The sequence below is a fragment of the Brevibacillus sp. NRS-1366 genome (assembly GCF_050467985.1).
This window is the reverse complement of the sequence record NZ_JBITPN010000047.1, coordinates 1-20,477: the sequence shown is the minus strand read 5'-3', so window position 1 is coordinate 20,477 and position 20,477 is coordinate 1. Positions and strand designations below refer to the sequence as shown.

The 20,477-nt window shown below is 41.4% G+C and carries 18 protein-coding genes, 1 pseudogene and 1 riboswitch; of the genes and pseudogenes, 9 read left to right on the top strand and 10 right to left on the bottom strand.

The window, feature by feature from the left end:
• The first annotated feature begins 118 nt into the window (after window positions 1-118).
• Window positions 119-415, top strand: a complete 297-nt coding sequence (locus ACIFQN_RS28730; protein WP_429836464.1) for a Fur family transcriptional regulator — start codon at window positions 119-121, stop codon at window positions 413-415.
• A 229-nt stretch (window positions 416-644) separates the two neighbouring features.
• Here ACIFQN_RS28730 and ACIFQN_RS28725 read toward each other — a convergent pair whose 3' ends face one another.
• The 3 genes from ACIFQN_RS28725 to ACIFQN_RS28715 all read right to left on the bottom strand — a co-directional run bounded on the left by ACIFQN_RS28725 (window position 645) and on the right by ACIFQN_RS28715 (window position 3,295).
• Window positions 645-1,460: a serine hydrolase gene (locus tag ACIFQN_RS28725; protein ID WP_429836463.1), complete on the bottom strand. Its 816-nt coding sequence runs from the start codon at window positions 1,458-1,460 to the stop codon at window positions 645-647.
• 56 nt (window positions 1,461-1,516) lie between these two features.
• Window positions 1,517-2,218 carry a copper homeostasis protein CutC gene (locus ACIFQN_RS28720; protein ID WP_429836466.1) on the bottom strand — a complete coding sequence of 234 codons (702 nt, stop codon included), beginning with the start codon at window positions 2,216-2,218 and terminating at the stop codon, window positions 1,517-1,519.
• Window positions 2,219-2,287: 69 nt separating this feature from the next.
• The gene (locus tag ACIFQN_RS28715) at window positions 2,288-3,295 is read right to left on the bottom strand and encodes an asparaginase (protein WP_429836462.1); all 1,008 of its coding nucleotides are present in this window, start codon (window positions 3,293-3,295) and stop codon (window positions 2,288-2,290) included.
• Between the two features lie 318 nt (window positions 3,296-3,613).
• Window positions 3,614-3,657, top strand: a riboswitch (PreQ1 riboswitch).
• Window positions 3,658-3,751: 94 nt separating this feature from the next.
• On the opposite strand from ACIFQN_RS28715, the gene queC reads away from it, so the two are divergent.
• From queC to queF, 4 genes are read left to right on the top strand one after another with little or no spacing between them, the layout of a single operon-like run.
• On the top strand, window positions 3,752-4,420 hold the full coding sequence (gene queC, locus ACIFQN_RS28710) for a 7-cyano-7-deazaguanine synthase QueC (RefSeq protein ID WP_429836461.1): 669 nt from the start codon (window positions 3,752-3,754) through the stop codon (window positions 4,418-4,420).
• Entirely contained in the window at window positions 4,420-4,908 is a 489-nt protein-coding gene (gene queD / locus ACIFQN_RS28705) for a 6-carboxytetrahydropterin synthase QueD (RefSeq protein ID WP_429836460.1), read from the top strand. Before queC ends, queD begins: the two co-directional genes overlap by 1 nt.
• Window positions 4,905-5,630 carry a 7-carboxy-7-deazaguanine synthase QueE gene (queE, locus tag ACIFQN_RS28700; protein ID WP_429836459.1) on the top strand — a complete coding sequence of 242 codons (726 nt, stop codon included), beginning with the start codon at window positions 4,905-4,907 and terminating at the stop codon, window positions 5,628-5,630. Before queD ends, queE begins: the two co-directional genes overlap by 4 nt.
• Window positions 5,631-5,669: 39 nt before the next feature.
• The gene (gene queF, locus ACIFQN_RS28695; RefSeq protein WP_429836458.1) at window positions 5,670-6,167 is read left to right on the top strand and encodes a preQ(1) synthase; all 498 of its coding nucleotides are present in this window, start codon (window positions 5,670-5,672) and stop codon (window positions 6,165-6,167) included.
• Window positions 6,168-6,365: 198 nt separating this feature from the next.
• On the opposite strand, the gene ACIFQN_RS28690 is transcribed toward queF, so the two are convergent.
• Complete coding sequence (locus tag ACIFQN_RS28690) at window positions 6,366-8,507, bottom strand: ATP-dependent nuclease (RefSeq protein WP_429836457.1); 2,142 nt, start codon at window positions 8,505-8,507, stop codon at window positions 6,366-6,368.
• A gap of 155 nt (window positions 8,508-8,662) precedes the next feature.
• Here ACIFQN_RS28690 and ACIFQN_RS28685 point away from each other — a divergent pair, with 155 nt between their 5' ends.
• Complete coding sequence (locus ACIFQN_RS28685) at window positions 8,663-9,412, top strand: recombinase family protein (RefSeq protein WP_429836465.1); 750 nt, start codon at window positions 8,663-8,665, stop codon at window positions 9,410-9,412.
• A gap of 1,420 nt (window positions 9,413-10,832) precedes the next feature.
• On the opposite strand, the gene ACIFQN_RS28680 is transcribed toward ACIFQN_RS28685, so the two are convergent.
• Window positions 10,833-11,345 (bottom strand): hypothetical protein, encoded by a 513-nt coding sequence (locus ACIFQN_RS28680; RefSeq protein WP_429836456.1) that lies wholly within the window; start codon window positions 11,343-11,345, stop codon window positions 10,833-10,835.
• Window positions 11,346-11,828: 483 nt separating this feature from the next.
• On the opposite strand from ACIFQN_RS28680, the gene ACIFQN_RS28675 reads away from it, so the two are divergent.
• Window positions 11,829-12,632 carry an NAD-dependent epimerase/dehydratase family protein gene (locus ACIFQN_RS28675; protein ID WP_429836455.1) on the top strand — a complete coding sequence of 268 codons (804 nt, stop codon included), beginning with the start codon at window positions 11,829-11,831 and terminating at the stop codon, window positions 12,630-12,632.
• A 509-nt stretch (window positions 12,633-13,141) separates the two neighbouring features.
• Here ACIFQN_RS28675 and thrC read toward each other — a convergent pair.
• Both thrC and ACIFQN_RS28665 read right to left on the bottom strand, forming a co-directional pair.
• Window positions 13,142-14,272 carry a threonine synthase gene (gene thrC / locus ACIFQN_RS28670; protein ID WP_429836454.1) on the bottom strand — a complete coding sequence of 377 codons (1,131 nt, stop codon included), beginning with the start codon at window positions 14,270-14,272 and terminating at the stop codon, window positions 13,142-13,144.
• Between the two features lie 20 nt (window positions 14,273-14,292).
• A complete protein-coding gene (locus tag ACIFQN_RS28665) occupies window positions 14,293-15,255 on the bottom strand; it encodes an ornithine cyclodeaminase family protein (RefSeq protein WP_429836453.1) in 963 nt (320 codons plus the stop codon).
• 259 nt (window positions 15,256-15,514) lie between these two features.
• Between ACIFQN_RS28665 and ACIFQN_RS28660 the strand changes: the two genes are divergently transcribed.
• Window positions 15,515-16,186, top strand: a complete 672-nt coding sequence (locus tag ACIFQN_RS28660) for a helix-turn-helix transcriptional regulator (protein ID WP_429836452.1) — start codon at window positions 15,515-15,517, stop codon at window positions 16,184-16,186.
• 445 nt (window positions 16,187-16,631) lie between these two features.
• On the opposite strand, the gene ACIFQN_RS28655 is transcribed toward ACIFQN_RS28660, so the two are convergent.
• Window positions 16,632-17,111 carry a RidA family protein gene (locus ACIFQN_RS28655; protein WP_429836451.1) on the bottom strand — a complete coding sequence of 160 codons (480 nt, stop codon included), beginning with the start codon at window positions 17,109-17,111 and terminating at the stop codon, window positions 16,632-16,634.
• Window positions 17,112-17,402: 291 nt separating this feature from the next.
• On the opposite strand from ACIFQN_RS28655, the pseudogene ACIFQN_RS28650 reads away from it, so the two are divergent.
• Window positions 17,403-18,005: pseudogene (locus ACIFQN_RS28650) on the top strand (cation:dicarboxylate symporter family transporter); the annotation flags it as partial.
• 99 nt (window positions 18,006-18,104) lie between these two features.
• Here the strand turns inward: ACIFQN_RS28650 and istB are convergent.
• Together istB and istA are read right to left on the bottom strand one after the other, a co-directional pair.
• Window positions 18,105-18,848: an IS21-like element helper ATPase IstB gene (gene istB, locus ACIFQN_RS28645; protein WP_429836450.1), complete on the bottom strand. Its 744-nt coding sequence runs from the start codon at window positions 18,846-18,848 to the stop codon at window positions 18,105-18,107.
• Window positions 18,845-20,353, bottom strand: a complete 1,509-nt coding sequence (gene istA, locus ACIFQN_RS28640; RefSeq protein ID WP_429836449.1) for an IS21 family transposase — start codon at window positions 20,351-20,353, stop codon at window positions 18,845-18,847. Before istA ends, istB begins: the two co-directional genes overlap by 4 nt.
• Window positions 20,354-20,477: the final 124 nt, after the last annotated feature.

Genomic DNA, 20,477 nt, shown 5'->3' with positions numbered 1-20,477 from the left:
TTGACTTTCCATTCACCACAATTTCCCTTCCACCAAAAATAAAGAGATTGACTATCACCAGCTAGAATCCGATAATTAAAATCAGATAATAATTATTTTAAAGAAGGGGTGACCTGTGATGGATGAACATATTGCCAGTGTCACAGAGCAGGTGAAGGATCTGGGAAAAAGACTGACCGCCCAAAGAAGGGCCGTTCTGCTCCATATGCTGACTTCCCGTCGGTGTTCGACTGCAAAGGATGTCTACCACTCCTTAAAAAACGAAATGCCGAATATCACACTCTCAACGGTGTACACATCCTTGCGCTTCTTTGTGAAAATGGGCATTCTCAAGGAGCATGTCCATCACGATTCGCCTAACCTGTTCGAAAGTATCACTGCCTTTGATGCTATTCAATTGAAGGAAGTCATGTGATCTGCAAATAGAAAAGAGGTAACCCTGTTCGACTTGGGTTACCTCTTCTTTCATTATAGAGAACATTTACTGCGAAGTGCTTGGTTGGTTTAAAAACTCTGATATGTCTACTCCGAGGCCACTCGCTACACGCATGCCGTACTGCGGATCGGCTCGAAAGAAGTTGCAAATCACTCGTAATTGGATTTGCGGGTGTTAGGGCTTTTTGCATGGGGCTGCAGATAGGTATTTAGATAGGACAAGACTTTTTTGTACTAGAGTAGTCATATACAGCTCTACCTAATAATCCAAGCGTTCGAAGCGCTGCTTGGGACTGCACATCTTTGGATAAGGCTGTAATGGAGATTCGACACCCCGCCGTGTACAGCACACCTACATCATGCTGTCTTCCCGTGTCCCAACCGGATTTGCAAGGCAGCTCCCAGTCAGGAATCTTTGCTCCCCCTTGCTCCGGGAGAAGCGATGGCAGACCATTGCGCACTTGTTGCTTGTTCATAATAGCGATCATTTCTTCTGAGGCGCGCCGGGACAAAAAAGTACCCGAAGCGATTTTTCCCAACATTCTGGCTACGTCGCCTGCAGTAATTGTATTATTTTCAGTCACATCGAGCGGGTAGATCATCAGCTTGCGGGAATAACGGCTTTTCAGCATTCCCAAATCACGCATCGTTTGTTCAATACTTGCTTTGCCGACCAGATTAATCAACATATTCGTCGCTGTATTATCGCTTTGGATAATCATCAGGGTAACCAGATCACGGATAGTTAACTTCAAACCGGGCGAAAGCGTGTACAATAGCCCCGACCCTCCGACGAGATCCTCCCGGCGAAGAGCGAGGCGATTCTCCACAGAAAACTCTCCTCGTTCTGCAGCTGCATAAACAGCTGCCATGATCGGTACCTTGATGACACTTTCAGCAATAAAAACCTCATCAGGCAAATGTTCAAAATACAGTCCTTTACAGCTCTCCTGCCCCAGTTCCTCGACAACGACTCCCCAAGTCCCCTCGGCTTCTGCAATAATTTCTGCCAACCTTTTTTCCATGTCCACTGGTGCCACCCTTTCCGAAAGCTTGTACGATTTCTACAGTCTTTTCCACATCATACAATTTTCGAAAACCGTTCGCATATTCCCTTCAATGTAACCACTTTTTCTTGATCTACATACCGCAGCGCATGTCCATCCTCACGCACACCCGTTCCAAAGTGAATTTCTCTCACTCCGGTTTTTAGGAGAAAATCGATGATATTCGCAAGCGACAAGCCACTTCCCGCCAAAATATTCAGTTGCGTCTTATCAGTCAGCTGCCTCAACTGCGTAATGCGCTCCATCCCCTGAGTCGCACTCTTTTGGCCTCCAGACGTCAGGATACGGCGTATTTGTGGATAATGAAGTAGGGTCCTTGCAGCCTCCATCTGATTATTCACTTCGTCAAATGCCCGGTGAAAGGTCACATCCAACTCATCGACTTCGCTAAGAACGAGCTCCAGCCCTTTTAGGTCGATGTCTTTTTCTTGCGTCAGCATGCCGACGACAATCCCCGCAGCGCCCAACTCACGGATTACCCGGACATCTTCGCGCATGACAAGTAAATCATCCTCTGTGTAGCAAAATGACTGACTGTGTGGCCGCACCATGACATTTACGGGAATGCGGACCGACTTCACTACCGCTTCAATCAAGCCCCAGCTCGGGGTCAGTCCCCCTTCTAAAATTCCTGAGATCAACTCCAGTCGGTCTGCTCCCCCTCGCTCGGCCCTTTTCGCATCCTCCACCGAAGTGGCAATCACTTCTACAATCATCATTTCCCCTCCGTCCTATGTATCTATGGACTGGTAAACGCTTTCCCTGTCAGAAACAACCAGTCAGTCTTATTTTTTCTCCAATGTAAAAACGGCCCGCTTTTCGCCAACAATCAGTTGGTTGTCATTTTTGATTTCTCTCGGTACCAGCGCATGCAGTCTATCGATGGTTTCCTTGTTCCCGTAATTGATTTGCTCCAATATGGAAGCAATCACAAGCGGCCACACCAGTTCGGAGCCATCCAATACCTTGAGCGAAAAGCTGATTCTTTCCTTTTTCAGCGCAAAGCCGTATACGCCCATCGCGCCACCTTTGGCAATGATATTCGAATCAGTCAAGAGTGCGGTGCAGATGAAGTTGTGACTTGCGATTATGTCCGGATTCTCCGTCATCCATCCAGTGATTTTCACTACTGCCTCTCGGGTTTTCGTATCTTCAATCAGATCCGGGCAAGCCAGCTTCAAATAAGCGATTGCGATATGCCTGAGTGGCAACGCAAAGACAGGAAATCCGCAGCCATCGACGCCAAGCTGAATCTGCTCTTTTGGAAACTGTGCCAAATAAGCAAAGGTGTCCAAAGCTGCCTGCTGGGCTGGATGAGTATGCTCATAATAATCGTGCGTCGAGTACCCGAGCTCTTTTGATAAGGCGAGAGTGCCAAGATGTTTTCCTGCGCAATTGTGGAATAGTCTGCGCTTTGCCACACCTTGGGCTAAACAGGCAGATCTCGGCTCATCGTTTAGCGGATAAGTCGGACAAGTAAGCAGCTCATCTTCGGCTATCCCTGTTTTTTGTAGGATCGCTTCCAAGCCTTCCAGATGGTAGGCTTCGCCCCGATGAGAAGCAGTAAATAAAGCTGCTTCCCTACTCGTCAACCCGAACTTTTCATCGATTTTTTGCTTGGCTACAGGAATAGCCTGAAACGGTTTGGCTGCGGAACGCAAATAAGTGACGTGCATGTCGTCTCCGGCAGAATAGATGACCTGTCCGTGCTCATCGACGCCGCATACGACGCCAAAATGAACATTCTCCAGTACGCTGCCACGATATTCTTCTACTAATAAGCTGTGTCTCAATCTGCTCACCAACTCTAATCAATATTGGGGTTTCTATTCTTGTCATACGATTACTCCACTGATGGTATAAAAGTCTGAAATATGAAGAAAAAAAATGATCTTACCCAGATCAACTTCCGAACAATGGCGAATTTTCTGATTGAATTTCTCCAATGGTGTTACTAAAAAATACTAGCAGTCACTTCCTGCTCCCGTCAATTTGTTTTTTCCAAAATGAAGAAATGAAACATCTCCCGTCCCCACCCCGCTTCATTTGTAGTATAATAACGCCAGGCATCGATATGAATGCCTAACCGAATACGAAATCCATGCTTGTGCATGGGAGAGGTTCGCGAACTCCCTCTATAAAAAACTAAGGTGGATAACAATACCTCACCCTTGGTATTGTTTTGTTTTTTTGCAGGAAGGTTCAAGAACTCTCTTTCTTCCATTAAAAGAATGAAGGAGATGGAGAGCATGAAAAATGAAAAAGCCGTCGTTGTTTTTAGCGGAGGACAGGACAGCACGACCTGCCTGTTCTGGGCCAAGCAGCAATTCGGCGAAGTTGAAACCCTCACGTTTGATTACGGCCAACGCCACAAGCTGGAGATCGAATGCGCCCAGCAAATTTCCCGGGAACTAGGCGTAGCCAACACCGTATTGGATATGAGCCTGTTGAATCAACTGGCTCCCAATGCCCTCACCCGTACAGATATTGACATCACCCAAGAGGAAGGCCAGCTGCCCTCTACGTTCGTCGACGGACGCAATCTTTTGTTTCTTTCGTTTGCTGGCGTATTTGCCAAGCAGCGAGGAGCGCGTCATTTGGTCACAGGCGTATGTGAAACGGACTTTAGTGGCTATCCAGATTGTCGCGATTCATTTATTAAATCACTCAACGTGACGTTGAACCTGTCGATGGACTATCCGTTTGTTATTCACACGCCATTGATGTGGCTGACCAAAGCACAGACGTGGAAGCTGGCGGACGATCTGGGTGCCTTCACCTATATCCGCGAAAATACCCTCACCTGCTACAACGGCATCAAAGGAGACGGTTGCGGGGAATGTCCCGCCTGCCAACTGCGAAAAGCCGGACTGGACACCTATCTTTCCGAAAGTAATCCAGCAGGAGAACATGCCTAATGAGTGCAAACTTTGACTTTCGCATTGTCGACCGCATCCAAGCCTTGGGCACTCATATTCAAAAATCACAGCTTCGCTACCATAACAAGCGTGTACTCGTCAGTAAAGAGTTTACCTTTGATGCCGCCCACCATCTGCACGCGTACGAGGGGAAATGCAAGAACCTGCACGGCCATACGTACAAGGTCGTGTTTGGCATCAGCGGTTTTCCAGACGAGATCGGACTCGTCATTGACTTTGGCGACATCAAGCAGATTTGGAAAGAGCATATCGAGGTCTACCTGGATCACCGCTATTTAAATGAAATGCTCCCCCCGATGAATACAACAGCTGAAAATATGGTCGTTTGGATTTTTGAACAAATGGAAAGCCAATTGCAATCCGATACGTACCGCACTCGTTACGATGGTACTCGCGTGGAATTCGTCCGCTTGTTTGAAACCCCAACGAGCTACGCTGAAGCCAGACGGGAGTGGATGCAAGCATGAGTACCATTCCTGTATTGGAAATCTTTGGCCCCACGATTCAGGGAGAAGGCATGGTCATCGGACAAAAAACGATGTTTGTGCGTACCGCAGGCTGCGACTACCGCTGCAGCTGGTGCGATTCCGCTTTTACGTGGGATGGCTCCGCCCAGGGTGAAATCAAGCAAATGACACCGGAAGCGATTTATCAGGAGCTTATTCGTCTGGGACAGAATCGTTTTTCCCATGTAACGATCTCTGGAGGCAATCCTGCTCTTCTCACCAGCATTGGCGGACTCGTCCAGCTGCTAAAAGAAAAGGGCATCCGTACTGCGGTAGAAACGCAAGGCAGCAAGTGGCAGGAATGGCTCTATGACATTGACGACGTCACCATTTCGCCCAAACCGCCAAGCTCTGGAATGAAAACCGATTTCGACGTGCTCGATCAAATCGTAAATGCACTGGTTGCGAATCATCATCAAGGGATCAGCCTAAAAGTAGTCGTCTTTAACCAGGAAGATTTCGAGTACGCACGCAGCATTCACCAGCGCTATCCTGCTGTTCCCTTTTATCTGCAGCCTGGTAACGACGACCTCACCTGTGCGGATACGACTGGACTGCGGGATAAGCTGCTGGATAGCTTTGAATGGTTGATTGACCGAGCGATGGAAGCGCCTGACATGAATGACGTCAAGGTGCTCCCACAGCTGCACGCACTTGTCTGGGGAAATAAGCGTGGTGTGTAACCGTTGCGAAAATAATTTAGAAACGAGGTATATTGGGATATGTCGAACCAACAAGAACGCGATTTGTCTTCACTTACTCTCTTGGGCAACCAGGGAACCACCTACAATTACTCGTACGACCCTAGTGTGCTGGAGTCCTTTGACAACAAACATCCGTACCGGGATTACTTCGTGAAATTCAATTGCCCGGAATTCACCAGCCTGTGCCCGATTACCGGACAGCCTGACTTTGCGACCATCTACATCAGCTACATTCCTGACATCAAGATGGTCGAAAGCAAGTCTCTCAAGCTCTATTTGTTTAGCTTCCGCAACCATGGCGACTTCCACGAGGATTGCGTCAACGTCATCATGAATGACCTGATCAAGCTCATGGACCCGAAATACATCGAAGTATGGGGCAAATTCACCCCGCGCGGCGGCATCTCGATTGATCCGTACTGCAACTACGGCAGACCGGGAACGAAGTATGAAGAGATGGCGAGTTATCGTTTGATGAATCATGATATGTATCCGGAGAAAGTGGATAATCGGTAGAGATTGATACAAGTTCGGATGGAAAAACCCTTTTTTCATAAGGGTCAGGCTGTCGATAAAGTCGGCAGCCTGACAACGATTTGATCGTTTTCTTAGTAGAATGTATGTACGCGGATGTGCTCATTATGTATAAGATGGTTAAAACTTAGGGTGTTACCTGCACCTGCTTAACGAAAAAAGGAGTGCAAATGCGCTCCATTAATATACATCCTGTAACACTAGCTTCTTCGAATCAATACCTTCTTTTATTCTCGTTACAAAATTTCTTATTTCAGACGGCCACTCATCATGATCTAAATCCTTTGTTAAATGGTTGATATTTTGTTCATCCTTATGATAACTAAATTCGCCAAATTCCTTGCAAAATACATCCATAAATTTATCGCCAGGAATCAGTTCCCCTTTACAAGTGTCCCATTTTTCTTCAAACTCAGAGACTAATTGTTCGAAACTGATTAGGTTATTTAATTTTGATTGCATGCTGTCTTTTTTTGCATCATACCAACTCTTTACCTCATCGAATGAAATAAATATTTCATTCTTCTTCGATCGATTAGGTGCGATAGGTCTTAGATACTTTTCGCCCACATATTTTTTTAATGCTAGTACTTTTATGCATTCTAAAGTACTGTTTATCTTATGGTTTACCTCTTCAATCGTAATCTCCGAATTGCCTGTTTTAGATTTAATATATTTTTGAAGGATCGTTGGATATATGAACAAGTTTTCGATACAATGGCCATTCCAAAAATCCAAGGTACTTCCTTCAGGGTGGTCTGCTATCCTCTGTTTTTTAGTTTCTTGAGTCATATTATCTGAGTCCAATATAAAATAAGTTTGCATTCCACTCTCTTTGAATACCTGCATAGAAGATGCTTCTGCGTACCTTCTGTAGTTTGATTCGCCATTCATATCTACGAATCCAATATAAGTATTTAATTGCGAATAATATTTTCTAATATAATGCCTGATTATTAGTTCGTCTGATTTACCCTCTACAAAAATGATACTTCTTTTGATTAATAGTGCATTTACATTAATCCCAACTTCCTTCGCTGCATTAACTATTAGGTTCCCAGAAATATAATTAACTTTTGTCTCAAATGTTTCCTGAGCAGGGGCAATATTTTTAATAACTAAGTAAATCGACTGGTCCCATGCATTTTCCACAAAAGCAGTAGAATGAGTAGTAAGGAATATTTGTGCGGATGTTGAATTAAAGTAATTACTAAGTTTTTGCTCTAATTCAAAATGCAAGTGTATTTCAGGTTCTTCAATTAATACCAGGTCTAAAGATTCAGTTTCCATATCTAGTAGTAATCTAAGTACTTCCTTAACGCCTGTTCCGTTAAGATTAATCCACTTTTTATCAAGTTCAAAATTAGGTACACCACTTGAATTTAAATAAACATCAATTTCAATATCCAATACACTTTTTACTATTTGTTTAAATTTTCCAAAATCCAATTGACCATATTTTGTATTTTTCAATTCGAAAATTTTTCTTGCATCATCCTCATTTATTTCACTTTTCTTTTCTCCCTGGTTCATTGTTTTTATTAATAACTTTGGAATAGATATGTTATTGTTCAAGTGATAAAAGTGTAATCTACTGCGAGTCCGATTACCGTTATAGTACCATTTTTCCCAAAAAGCTTTTATACTGTCTTTTATTTTTTCAATTTTTTGGGATTCACTTTCAATGTCCTTTTTTGCATTTTCTATGAAATTATTTATACGAGTTTTTAACTCCTCCAATATTTTATTTGTTGTAAATAAAGTACGTTTAATATTCATTTTCGTAATATTAGATAGCTCAAAATTTTCATCAATGTAATTTAGAGCATCTATTGGATTAATATTTATCTCTTCTTCCGGAAGTGACGCAATATCGCGCAAATATGACTCGATATTTCCTTTTCTTTTAGAAATACGTTCATAAGAAAGTATCAAATCGCCAACGAAATCTCCATATTCATGCCATTCTTTTTTAAAATCGTACGATTCCATATCAGAAACGCCTTTAAAAAGCATCGAGTATGTAAAGACTTGAGAATGTATAATTTTTGATCCGACACAGACTAGATAATCATTTTCATCGTTGGAAATAATACCCTGAATGAGTATATCTTCACCGTTTCTAATATCTTCTTTCGTAAAAAATTCTCGAGAATATACAAAACCAGAAATCACTGCACCAGAAAATACCCTTATAGCTTTAAGAAGATTTGACTTGCCCGCATTATTTTTACCTATAAAGCAATTAGTTTTGGATAGGTTTTGTAAATTTGCATATTCTATACTTCTAAAATTTCTAATAATTATGCTTTTAATAAACACCGATATCCATAACCCCCATATATTATTATCATTTCCAATTTTACACTAACTAGAGTTTTTAGTTAACTCCAAAAAAGGTGATTGCATGAGCCGCCCTACTTACTTAGATGTGTTCGTCGCAAAAGTAGGAAAGATGTAAAGAAGAACGGAAAGCTCTGGAGAGTAGCACTCATCATCACGCCTACAGAAGTAATTGCTGTAATGCAGAAGGGGCTGAGCTACTGTTTGGGGTAAAATCCATCATTGCTCGTGAAGAGTTAAAGCAGATTAATAAACGGCTGCAGAGTGGTCGAAGACGATCAGCCAAGGATAGCAAATCGATCACACGAAAACCTCGGTACGGTTATGACCGTGACGAAAATCTCAAGCTTATTCCTAATCCTGATGAAGCACCGATTGTCAGGAAGATATTTGAACTCATTGCTAATGGACATGGTCGTGCAGCTGTCGTTAAACATCTGGACTCTTTGGGAGTAAAACCACCTGAGGGCGACTTATGGGAGCAATCAACTGTATCTCATATCGTCAAAAACGAAGTTTATCTGGGCCAAATCATCTGGGGTAAAGAGAAGCACATGAAAAGAAACGGCAAGAGAGTAAGAAAAAAAGTCCCTCCTGAATTGTGGATACGACATGAAAGTGCTCATGAAGATATACTCTCGCAGGAAGAATTTGACGAAGCAAATACAGCCTTGAGAGACCGTTGGAGAACCCCTAAAAGAGAGGGAGTCTCACTGAGTAACCCCCTTGCTGTGGAACTGGCTTGGGAGGTATCGTCTACCACCTTATTCTTTGGAGCTCAGCCAGGTAACGAACCCTTTTTTGAAAAACTCGGTTATAAAAGATCGTTACAATCTTTTGTGAAAAGAAAGGCAAGACCCCAATCCGTCCCTAACGGAGATTAAGAGCAGCAGCTATTTGTATATCGGGCGTACAGTATTTAACCGGAAAAAGTGGAAGATCGGTAGAAGTGGATATAGGCAGGAGGAAAAACCCTTAACAGCTCCCATTCCTTTTTCGAAGCAACTGTCCAGATTTCGCCGTTGTGATCCTAGGCCTCACCGCAGGTGTACATGACAACCTTGTCGCCTCTTTTAGCATGTTCTTTCCTACCTAACTATTAGGTCAACTACAAATCCGTTACCAAAAAACCCGGATAATGGTAGTGTTTTTCCTGTCAGGGGGGTTTGTATTGAAATCTTTTATAGAGTCAATGTTGGAGCTTCTATTTGCAAAGCTGGAAGATTATTCTCGTTTTACTATTTGGGAATATATTCATTATGAATATGTGTTCATATTTATTATTCCGTTAGTAATCACCCCTATTTTGATTGCTGTTATTAAAAAAATCCTTTAAACCGATTTATTTCTTACTGATCAATATTGTTAGTTTCTACATTCCATATTACATTTCAACTTGGAATGTCACTTCAGGAATAGCATATCGTATCGTTCCTTTTTACTTTGTCATTAGCTCGATAAATTTGATAACCCTTATTTTTACATTTCTAAGGCATGCAAGAAAATCACGTGATTTGACACAATCAGCATTTTAACTGTGGTACAATATTTATAATTCTTGATTGTCAATTACCGTCAGTGGTGCAATTCCACTCTTCCCCGCCGTTAAAGCTTTTGGGATACTCCTTGCCAGCGATTACTGGTACTTAGGGATTACATTGGCAGGATTACTTTCTACTTCCATTGCCAATTTAATCAGTTATCTTAAAAAGTGGGAGTGGATTTATATGAACACAAACATCTTTATCCTTCTGGTAGCTGCTCTGGGGGAAGTTTCAGTGAGACGGTGATATAACAGCTACAAGTGAAGGGCACAGCACCAAATTGATGACTGCCATTTGTTAGTTTTATGCTGTGTCCTTCCGCCAGAAGGACAAATGCTTATCTCTATTCCGGCTTTTTTTATTGCTCCAGTAGTACTTCCCCATTCATTTAACATAATTAAGCAGGTGGTAAGAACTTTCTATATATGTCTAGCTGCCTGGACGAATCCGTTTAGTGTTAATCTAATAGAAATGATGTGCCGAAACGAAAAACCAGTCTTACACTTTAGTTTCGTGTCTACGACTACACCCGTCTCCTTAAATTAGAGATGGGTCACTGTTTCTTCTACCCATTCAGGCATATCGTTTTATGGCTGTCTACCTTCACTCAGCTGGCTTTCAGTAGAAAGGTGCCGGTAAGAGCTGCAAACAACTCCTAAAACTTCAAGCTAACCGTTTTCCGACACCAATGGAGCTTGTGGAGACTGGACTCTTTCAGCAAGAGATAATCATTTTGCTCATCTTTAAAAAAGGCAGCACATCAAGGCTGCCGTTTATCTGGCTTGAAAGAAAATACTTGTTTCCAAGTTCGAGCAACATTAGTTCCGTTAATGCTTCTTCCGTGGTCTTGCTTTACCTCCCAGTAAACATTTATTTCGAGCTCCTTAGCATCCAATCCTATAGGGAAGTTTTGGTGTACAGTTATTCCTTCACCAGTGAGGAATTCGCTTTTAACTGGTGCTGAAAACAACCGTAACTTAGTTTGTTCATCAGGTAAAGTTTTATATGCCTCAACTCTAACATTGTAGACGACTTCTCCAGTATTTTTGAGAGCTAAACTGTACACATCATACTTGCCTGCAACAGGTTTTAATGAGCTGTTGTCCAACTCAGCCTGTCCAATCGTGATAGACCACTGGTTTCCACTTTTCGAAATTGGAACTTTGAACAATTGATTAGCATAGGTGCTTGCGGGTTCCAAAGCTGTGGCTAGGTTGATCTGTCCAAGAGATAAAATTAATGCAATTATAAAACTGGAAATCCATTTTGACATATTTTCGCTCCTTCGTTTAGATATGATTCCCTCCTAGTATGTCTGAAATTGGTGGAAACATAATAGGTAGAAGAATCGATTATGCCGAATAAAAAACTGGATATGTAAACCTTGATAATTCTTTTAAAGTTAACTTAGGGACGACTGATGAAGAACTTGGTGGATGTTCATTAAACTCTTTTGAACAATGTAAATAACCCTCCTATGGTATTTAGACTAACTGGAATCATTCCACTCCCTAACTATTTTGTAAATCTGCTTTCCTTCACTTTATTTTTATCCTCACGGTGATATGGACATTTAGTGTGTGAAAACCGATATCAATGCTATGCATTCGGGACATCTGTAGACTAAACTCGATTCACTTTCAAATCTTGTTCTTGCCACGGTAATTTCTCCTTTCCTGAATACACATTATGAAAAAGGTTTTCCTCAGACCATGCGAGAATTGTATTTTGAAAATACTTTTAGAGGAGAGATTGGATGAAACGGGTATTGATTACAGGAGCAGCTGGGCGCATTGGCACCGTTTTGCGAACCCGTTTACGGGATGAATTCCGCTTGCGGCTAACCGACATCATTTCGATTCAAGACTTACAGCCAGATGAGGAGTTTATCCGCTTGGACCTGGCGGATGCAGACGGATTGGAAGCCGCCATGCAGGGGATTGATACTGTTATTCATTTGGGCGGAATTCCTGACGAAAGCGCGTTTGACCGTATTCTTCAGGCGAATATTGCCGGGACATACAATGTTTTCGAGGCTGCCCGAAAGGCCTGCGTTCAGCGGATTGTATTTGCCAGCAGCATACACGCAGTCGGTTTTTACCCGCGGAGTACGACCATTGACCCGTCCGTCATGCCCCGGCCCGATACGCTGTATGGCGTGAGCAAAGCATTTGGCGAAAATCTGGCACGGCTTTACTTTGACAAACACGGAGTAGAGTCTGTTTGCATTCGCATCTGCAGCTTTGAAGAACGCCCTCAGAACCTTCGCCACCTCAGTACCTGGCTCAGCTATGACGACGCAGTCCGGCTTTTTCGCAGCTGCATTCTGGCCGAATCGGTGGGATTTGCCATTTTGTACGGCGTATCTGACAATGAACGCTCATGGTTTGTCAACCCCGATGCTGCACGCTTGGGCTACAAGCCCCGCGATAATGCCGAAGCGTTTGCCGCCGGAATCACCGAAAGTCTCCCTGAAAACGAGGCTGACGACCCGCTGGCAGAACTGCTTATGGGTGGACCGTTCGTCGCAAGGGAATATGGTCAAGGCCATCGTCCCTAAAAGGGCTTGCCAATCCCCTTGATTTTTAAAAACTACATTGGATTTCACCGAAAACGCGAGTAATTTTCTTTCACACTCCAAGAAACCATTTCCTGTAAACATAGTCTTATGATTAACAAGGATTTTGGAGAGTGGAGATATGAATAATTGGCCCCAAGTCTTAATAACAATGGTGATTTTTATTTTGCTTTTGCATTCCGATAATAACTTCAAGGATTTCACAATAAAAAGGTTTCTTACTGGGGTTTTCATGTGCGTTTTCTTCGTCTTTCTATTTGAAGCCATTATCGATTTAATCTTTTGAGTCCTGCTTAATATAAATTAACTCAACTTTCGCAGCACAAATTCGGCAATAAACCCTTGATATAGCTGGGAGGCTGCTCATTTTTTGACAGAGAATCTAGCACAGGCAAGGGTTATAACGATTTTGCAAGGTGCGAAAGTTGAGTTTTTAATAAAACTTTCATCTAAGAGTTGCTTTCAAAGCTAATTATTTTACTATCTTTACACTAATTTGCTTTTATACCTGCCCCACAAAGTGGGATGACAATTTTTTCGTCACCATGATCTGGATTACCCTGTTTGTATTGGGAACGATACTTCTGAAATCCTGCATATGTTGCGGCTGTCGTAGGCTCAACATAAAAGCCTTTTTTTGCAAGTTCTTCTCTTGCTTGTTCAATTTTTTCTTCCGGAGCTGTAATGATGATTCCATCCGTATCTCTAATTGCCTGTAGTATTTGTCGATGCCGTGCAGGTGCCGCAATAGCGATCCCTTCAGCTGCAGTACCGGTATTTACAACCGGTTCAGCATCTTTCTCGCCTCGCTCGAACGCTTGAACAAGTGGTGCGCAACCTTCTGCCTGGACAGCAACAAAACGAGGAATTTTGGAAATATTTCCGCATTTTAATAACTCTCTGAACCCATAGTATGCTCCTAATAACAAAGTACCGTTTCCGACAGGGATAACGATCGTATCCGGAACTTCGCCGTTTAGTTGTTCCCAGATCTCAAATGCATAAGTTTTAGTTCCCTGATAAAAATATGGATTATATACATGACTTGCATAGAAAACTTGCTTTTTCTCTACTGCCTCCATAGCAGCAGCAGCGGTATCTTCTCTGCTTCCTGGTATCTCGTGCAAATTGGCACCATGTGCTTTTATTTGTTTTAGTTTTTTGGGTGATGTGCTTGCAGGAACATAAATATCACAAGATATCCCCGCTCTACTTGCATACGCTGCAATTGATGTTCCAGCATTTCCACTACTATCTGCGATAATATTAGTTACCCCAAGTTCTTTTGCTTTAGCAATAAGTACAGCTGCTCCTCTATCTTTAAAGGATAAGGTTGGCATCATGTAATCCATCTTCATCATAATATTTGGTGAATTAGAATCTAAAGGAACCATAGGGGTGTAACCTTCACCTAGTGTTACCTGCTCAAAAACGGATGAATTTTGAAAGGGCAAGGCCTCTAAATATCTCCCCATTGTTGCAGAACGTTTCTTAATCTCATCCATTGGGAAGCTAATGGTGTATTCGTCAACATTGAGAAGACCACCGCAGGGACAACGCCACAATAGGTTTTCAGGAGCATGTTTTCCTCCACATTCCGCACAGATAAATTGAATACTCAACTTTAAAACCCCTTTCTAAATTAAATGCTTATTGTATAACCCAAACCATTCATTTTCGCTTTCTCATATATATAAGAAGCTGATTTCACATCTTGAACAGATAGGCCAGTTGAATCGAATAATGTGGTTTCTCCATCATACTGACGTCCTGGCTTTGCTCCACTCGTGATCTGACCGATTTCTGCATAAAGGGAATCTTTAGAAAAACCGTGCTGAAGTTCCCCCATTATTGAACTTTGTTCCCAAAAATCACAAACAACTTTATTCAAGTGTGTATCAATTAAAATCTCTTGTTTTCCCTTTGTGTCGCTTCCAATAGCATTAATATGAGCTCCTTTTTTTACCCATGACGTCTTAATAACCGGTGAAAAAGATGGAGAAGTGGTTATAACTATATCCGCAGTGGAGACAACCTCATCGGGAGAACTTATAAAATGTGCCTTAATTCCTCTTTCAATTATTTCTTGCGCAAATGTAGTTCCAGACGTTTTGTTTCTGCTCCATACATTAACTTCTTTAATTGGGAATAGATGAAGTATACCTTCTAGCTGTGCTCTTGCTTGTGTACCGGATCCAATAATTCCAACGACCTTACTATTCTTCCTTGCTAGGTATTTGGCTGCAATTGCCCCGGCAGCAGCAGTACGAATAGTCGTTATTTGATTTGCATCAAGCAAACAAGTTGGTTCACCGGTTTCAGCGTTAAACAACAACATTGTTGATTGATGATTCATTTTTTGCTTCTTCGAATTTTCACTCCAAAATCCACCTGCTTTTAACCCGATACAATTCTCTCCAAGTAAATAAGAAGACTTAATGCCAAATATCCCCTGATGTTCTGGGACCATTTCTCTTATTGCGGGGAACATTTTACTTTTTTCTTGATCAAACTCTGTAAATGCTTTTTCTACGATTTGAATTGCATCATCCATGTTAAAAAGGTCCTTAACAAGCTCTTGGTTAATCACTGTAATTTCCGGCATATACTCCTCCCAGATGGGTTTTTATAAAAAAATATATAAAAAACCTTTTGTTCATTGAATTCATAAGTAAATTATATAATTTTTTATACACAAGTCAATGTTGCATTACAAATAATTAAGGACTCGAAAAAAGAATCAATTAATGAACCTGATAATTGTAAAGAATACTAACTAGATTCTAGCCACCTTATTGTATAAAATAATATATGACAAATGATTGATATTAGATATATTTATACAATCAAACTGAGGTGTTTTTATGAAACGAGACGTCCGAGATGAAATAATGAAATACGCACCTATTGCTGAAGCAATAGCAAAAACCTTTGGGAAAAATTGCGAGGTTGTACTGCATGACTTAACCACGCCACAGTCATCCGTCATTTTTACGGTAAATAATCATGTAACAGGAAGAGAAATTGGGCAATCATTTAATCATATTTTTACCCAAGTACTCTTATCTAAAAAGTTCAGCAACGATGTAGTTGCAAATTATAAAACAGAGACAGAAGATAAAAAGAGTATTAAATCTACCACCGTACTGCTTCGTGATGGAAAAGGAAAAGCAATTGGTGCACTTTGTATCAATTTTGATTTACAGCCCATGCAGCAATTGCAAGAATTTTTAAATGATATAGGTCAAGTTGAAGAAGAAACGGTAAAAGAAGAAGTTGAACTTTTTGATAACGTTAAGGAAATTGCAAATACCCTCATACGGCAAATTATTGGTGAGAATGATGTTGAGAAGATGAACAGATCCAAGAAGCTTGAGATTGTATCTTTTATGGATGAAAAAGGCGTCTTTTTAATCAAAGGTACTACGGAACAAGTAGCTGAGGCACTACAAGTATCTAAAGTAACGATATATAGCTACCTAGATGAAATAAGGAATAGAATGAAGAATGAGGATGACAACAAAGAGGAGATTTAATTCATTCTCGAAAGGCCGACCCTTTTGAGAAATAACCTTTAAACTGAGACAAACCATAACACCTTCAAGAAATTGCGAGAACGCCGTATGATATGGTGAGCAACTTGTAGGTGTTTTTGTTATGGCAAAAAAACAACCTTAGTCTGTATTGGACCAGACTAAGGTTGTTAGTTTCTTTAAACTACGTTGGTTATTAAAGTCAATAAAACGATGATTCTTCTCGATGAGCCGATTTTGTCCCGTGACTTTCGGAGACGGAGGCAATCAAATTTCTTAAAATCCCTTCCTTCCATCCTCTCGTTCTTACTCTGTCTAACCCTCATTATCTCCGTGACGTCGTACTATAGGTCCAACTTACATCGTTCAAGCAATAAGAGATGAATTACATTGCTCCCGCTTTTGTCCCCCTATTATATAGACTTTCTTACCAATTATCCGCTATCTTTCAGCTCGTTCTCGTTCCAGCATGATTCAACTTTTTAATTGCTGCAACTGCTTCAATTTCAATTTTAAAGTCAAAGTGCAGATTTTTTGTGGGAACAATTGATCTGGCTGGCATATGGTCCCCAAAAAAATTGCTATAAACCTTATTCACAATATCCCACATTGATATATCAGGAATATAAATCGTTGTCTTTAAAACCTGCTTTATATCACTTCCTGATGATTCAAGTATGAGTTTAAGATTTTTTAAGACAATAAGGGTTTCCTCTTCAACCGTACCAAATTGTTTAGCATTAGTCTCAGGATTAATCGCTAAAATCCCTGAAACAAATATTAAATCATTGTGTACTACTGCTATTGAATAATGACCGTTCGAAGTCATGTTAGCAACATTTTTTATACAATTCAAAGTTATCACTTCTCTTTTCTTGATTTTTTGTTGCCTCCTGCCTTTACTTGGTAAAGACCATCTAGCTAACAACACTGCTTGACTAAGTAATCAGAAGCCCTCCAACCTTCAGGTATCCAGATTCATCAATTCACATCCTTTTAATTTTAAAAAAACATTGACTATCATATAATTTTTTATATAATTTAGTTAAAAATCAGGCCGATTACTTGATTTTATATATATTTTTATACATTTTCAAGACTAAGACACATAATTATCTTTGAAAGTCTTGGTTGCCAATAAGGAGGGGAAGCGGGACAAAACGTACATACTATGAAGTACGCCAGTTTGCACCGAAAGAACGGGAGGGAGCATTCATAAATGAAAAAGTTTGGACTAGCTTTACAAATATTTCTCGGACTACTTCTAGGCATTATCGTGGGTATCACTTTCTTTGGTGACCCTACTGTTACGGCTATCTTAAAACCAATAGGCGATATCTTTATTCGTCTAATAAAAATGATCGTTATACCTATTGTGATTTCTTCCCTAGTAGTTGGTATTGCGGGAAATGGAGATCTTAAGAAGTTAGGGAAGGTTGGTTTGAAAACGATTATATATTTTGAAATCATAACTACATTGGCTATCGCAATAGGCCTAATCGGTGGGAACCTTCTTAAGCCAGGAGTAGGAATCGATATGTCCTATTTAGCTAAAACTGATATAGCAAAACAAGTAGATACAGCAGAAAAAGCAAGTCACAGTATGGCCGATACGTTTATCAATGTAGTTCCGACTAACATTGTTCAAGCAATGGCTAACGGAGATTTACTTGCAATCGTTTTCTTCTCAGTTCTGTTCGGCGTAGGTGTTTCTGTAATTGGCGAAAAAGCTACCCCTATAATTCGGTTACTGGAAGGCGTATCCGAAACAATGTTCTGGATGACTAACAAAATCATGAAATTGGCTCCGATTGGTGTTTTTGTGTAAATGTCAATCAAAATGTTGACCACCGTGCTCATCAAAAAATTGACCACCATGGCAAAATTATTACCACCCGATGGGTGGGTAACTTTTTCATGATCACGATTGCTTCAGGCTTTGCTTAAATCGGTAACTATCGCCGTTCATTGCAAAAATGTGAGCTCGGTGGGTAAGTCGATCCACTAAAGCGGCCGTCATTTGTTCATCCTTAAACACTTGAGTCCAGTTAGCGAAGTCCAAATTGCTCGTAAGGATCATGCTGCCTTTTTCATAGCGGGCAGCACAGAATTGAAATAGTAGCTCGGCTCCTGTTTTACTTAAAGGAACAAACCCTACCTCATCAAGAATGGCTAGATCGACTTTTAACCACTGTTTCTCCAATTGAAGCATACGCCTCTCTGATTGCGCCTCCATCAGCTCATTACACAGTTTGGCTGCTGTCCAGAATTGAACGGTGTAACCGTGACGACAAGCCTCCATCCCGAGGGAAATCGATAAATGTGTTTTCCCAGTGCCTGAATTCCCGATAAAGATTACATTCTCAGCCTTCTCGATATACTCGCAACGAGAAAGCTGGAGAACCTTCGGTTTATTTAGGGACGGCATGACTGAAAAGTCATATTGGTCCATGGTTTTAATAGTGGGGAACTTTGCCTGTTTGGTGCGGGATGCAATTTGATTCGTATCTCGTTGCAAAACCTCCTGCTCCAAAAGAGCCAAGAGAAAATCTTCATAAGGGATTTGACGCTCCATAGCATCATGAGCCATTTCCTTATAGAATTTCTTGATTGCGGGCAACCGTAGGCGTTTTGCGTAGGCTTCAAGTAGAAATGATGTACTCAATGGACCACACTCCTTTTTTGCAATAAGTCATTGTACTGAGTAAGATTGGGGGACTTTACTCGGATAACGGGGACATGGCTGTCAGTCCCAAAAGCAAGAGAAGGAATCCGATGCTCTGGTAATGTTCGTTGAAGAAGAAGTTGCCTTACGGCATCGTACTGGAAAATCCCTTTCTGGGAGGATTCTCGTAAAGTATCTTCGACTAAGGAGGGCTCGAACTCTCGATGCAATAAGAGAACGCGGATAAAGTCTTTCATTCCCCCAGACCGATGTTTGCACCTATCTAGAAACTGGTGATACACATCTGGCAATTTGGCCTTCTGCAAGGGCCGAGCGTAAAGAACAGATCCAGGTCGGATCAACATAAGATCGAGGTAATGATCATAATCAAAAATCTCTTTTCCTTTTTCAAAACATCGTTTATGGGTAGCGATAAGCTCTCCATTATGAAAGATCGCAAGATCATCAGCATAAACTCGGCAAATTAACTCCTTCGAGGCATAAGAAACAGGTACGGAATACGCGTTTTGCTCAAAGGTAATCAAGGAGAGCGTATTGCTCTTTACTGGTACCATCCGATAGCACTCTAAAGGCTGCGGCGGAAGTGACAGCATGTGCTCCTTATCTTCCATAAAAGCATCAGCCACCGTAATTGTAGACCGTGGAACCTTGGTGCTTTCATAAGATATACATTTTTCCAATAGCCAACGATTTAGATCATCTAAAGAGGATACAGAAGGCATCGGCGTAAAAAACTGTTGCTTGACCATTTTAACAAGGTTCTCGACTTGGCCTTTTTGATTCCCTTTTGCGGGTTCACAAAAGTAGCTTTCAAACAAATAGTGTGCTCGTAATTGGATAAAACGTTCTTGTTCTTCTCTATTTTTCCCCTCCAGAATCTTTTTCACAGCGGTCTTTAAATTGTCATAGACAATGGTTTGAGGTACGGCTCCAAGAAACTCGAAGGCATTTACATGACCTTGTAAAAGTGCTTCCTGCTTTTGATGAAAGAATGTTTGGACAAAGATTTTCCGGCTATACGTGCAGCGCAAACAGAATACTTGGACGGTAACTTGCTTTCCGAACAGTAGAATATCAACCTCTCCCCAGTCAAATTGAGCAAACTTCCCTGGCGGGAATTCAAGAGGAACGTACGCCTTTGGTGGAGAAACTCGCAGTTGTCTAACATAGCGGCGAATGGTTGATTCACCGCCTGTAAAATCATATTCTTCTACAAGTCTTTGAAAGATGCGTTTGGCAGTGTGTCGCTGCTTTGGAGGGGCTTGTTCATCTTGACGCAGCCATTCCAAGATGATTGGTTTAACGGATTCAATTACTGGTTTCGGCTTTGGTTTGGAAAGCTTGTACACAGGTATTTCTGTTGTTGTTAATGCTTTGCGTATGACTTGCCGAGAATATCCTGTCTCTCTTGAGATTTGACGGATTGGTTTTCCTAGCACGAAGTGCTGTTTCCTGATAAACTCATAATTAGCCATCTGAAGCATTTCCTTTCCTCCTATATCTTGTTAGTCTCAGCAACTTCAAGATACAGGAAAGAGGTGCTCAGGTGGTCAATTTTTTTGCGAGCGTTATACCGCAAAGTGGTCAAGAATTAGATTAGCATTCACA

Coding starts and splice junctions, on each gene's coding strand:
- queD (WP_429836460.1), top strand. CDS start 4,420: ATGAGTGCAAACTTTGACTTTCGCATTGTCGACCGCATCCAAGCCTTG.
- ACIFQN_RS28680 (WP_429836456.1), bottom strand. CDS start 11,345: ATGTCAAAATGGATTTCCAGTTTTATAATTGCATTAATTTTATCTCTT.
- ACIFQN_RS28730 (WP_429836464.1), top strand. CDS start 119: ATGGATGAACATATTGCCAGTGTCACAGAGCAGGTGAAGGATCTGGGA.
- queE (WP_429836459.1), top strand. CDS start 4,905: ATGAGTACCATTCCTGTATTGGAAATCTTTGGCCCCACGATTCAGGGA.
- istA (WP_429836449.1), bottom strand. CDS start 20,353: ATGCTTCAGATGGCTAATTATGAGTTTATCAGGAAACAGCACTTCGTG.
- queC (WP_429836461.1), top strand. CDS start 3,752: ATGAAAAATGAAAAAGCCGTCGTTGTTTTTAGCGGAGGACAGGACAGC.
- ACIFQN_RS28675 (WP_429836455.1), top strand. CDS start 11,829: ATGAAACGGGTATTGATTACAGGAGCAGCTGGGCGCATTGGCACCGTT.
- ACIFQN_RS28720 (WP_429836466.1), bottom strand. CDS start 2,218: ATGATTGTAGAAGTGATTGCCACTTCGGTGGAGGATGCGAAAAGGGCC.
- ACIFQN_RS28660 (WP_429836452.1), top strand. CDS start 15,515: ATGAAACGAGACGTCCGAGATGAAATAATGAAATACGCACCTATTGCT.
- ACIFQN_RS28665 (WP_429836453.1), bottom strand. CDS start 15,255: ATGCCGGAAATTACAGTGATTAACCAAGAGCTTGTTAAGGACCTTTTT.
- ACIFQN_RS28725 (WP_429836463.1), bottom strand. CDS start 1,460: ATGGAAAAAAGGTTGGCAGAAATTATTGCAGAAGCCGAGGGGACTTGG.
- queF (WP_429836458.1), top strand. CDS start 5,670: ATGTCGAACCAACAAGAACGCGATTTGTCTTCACTTACTCTCTTGGGC.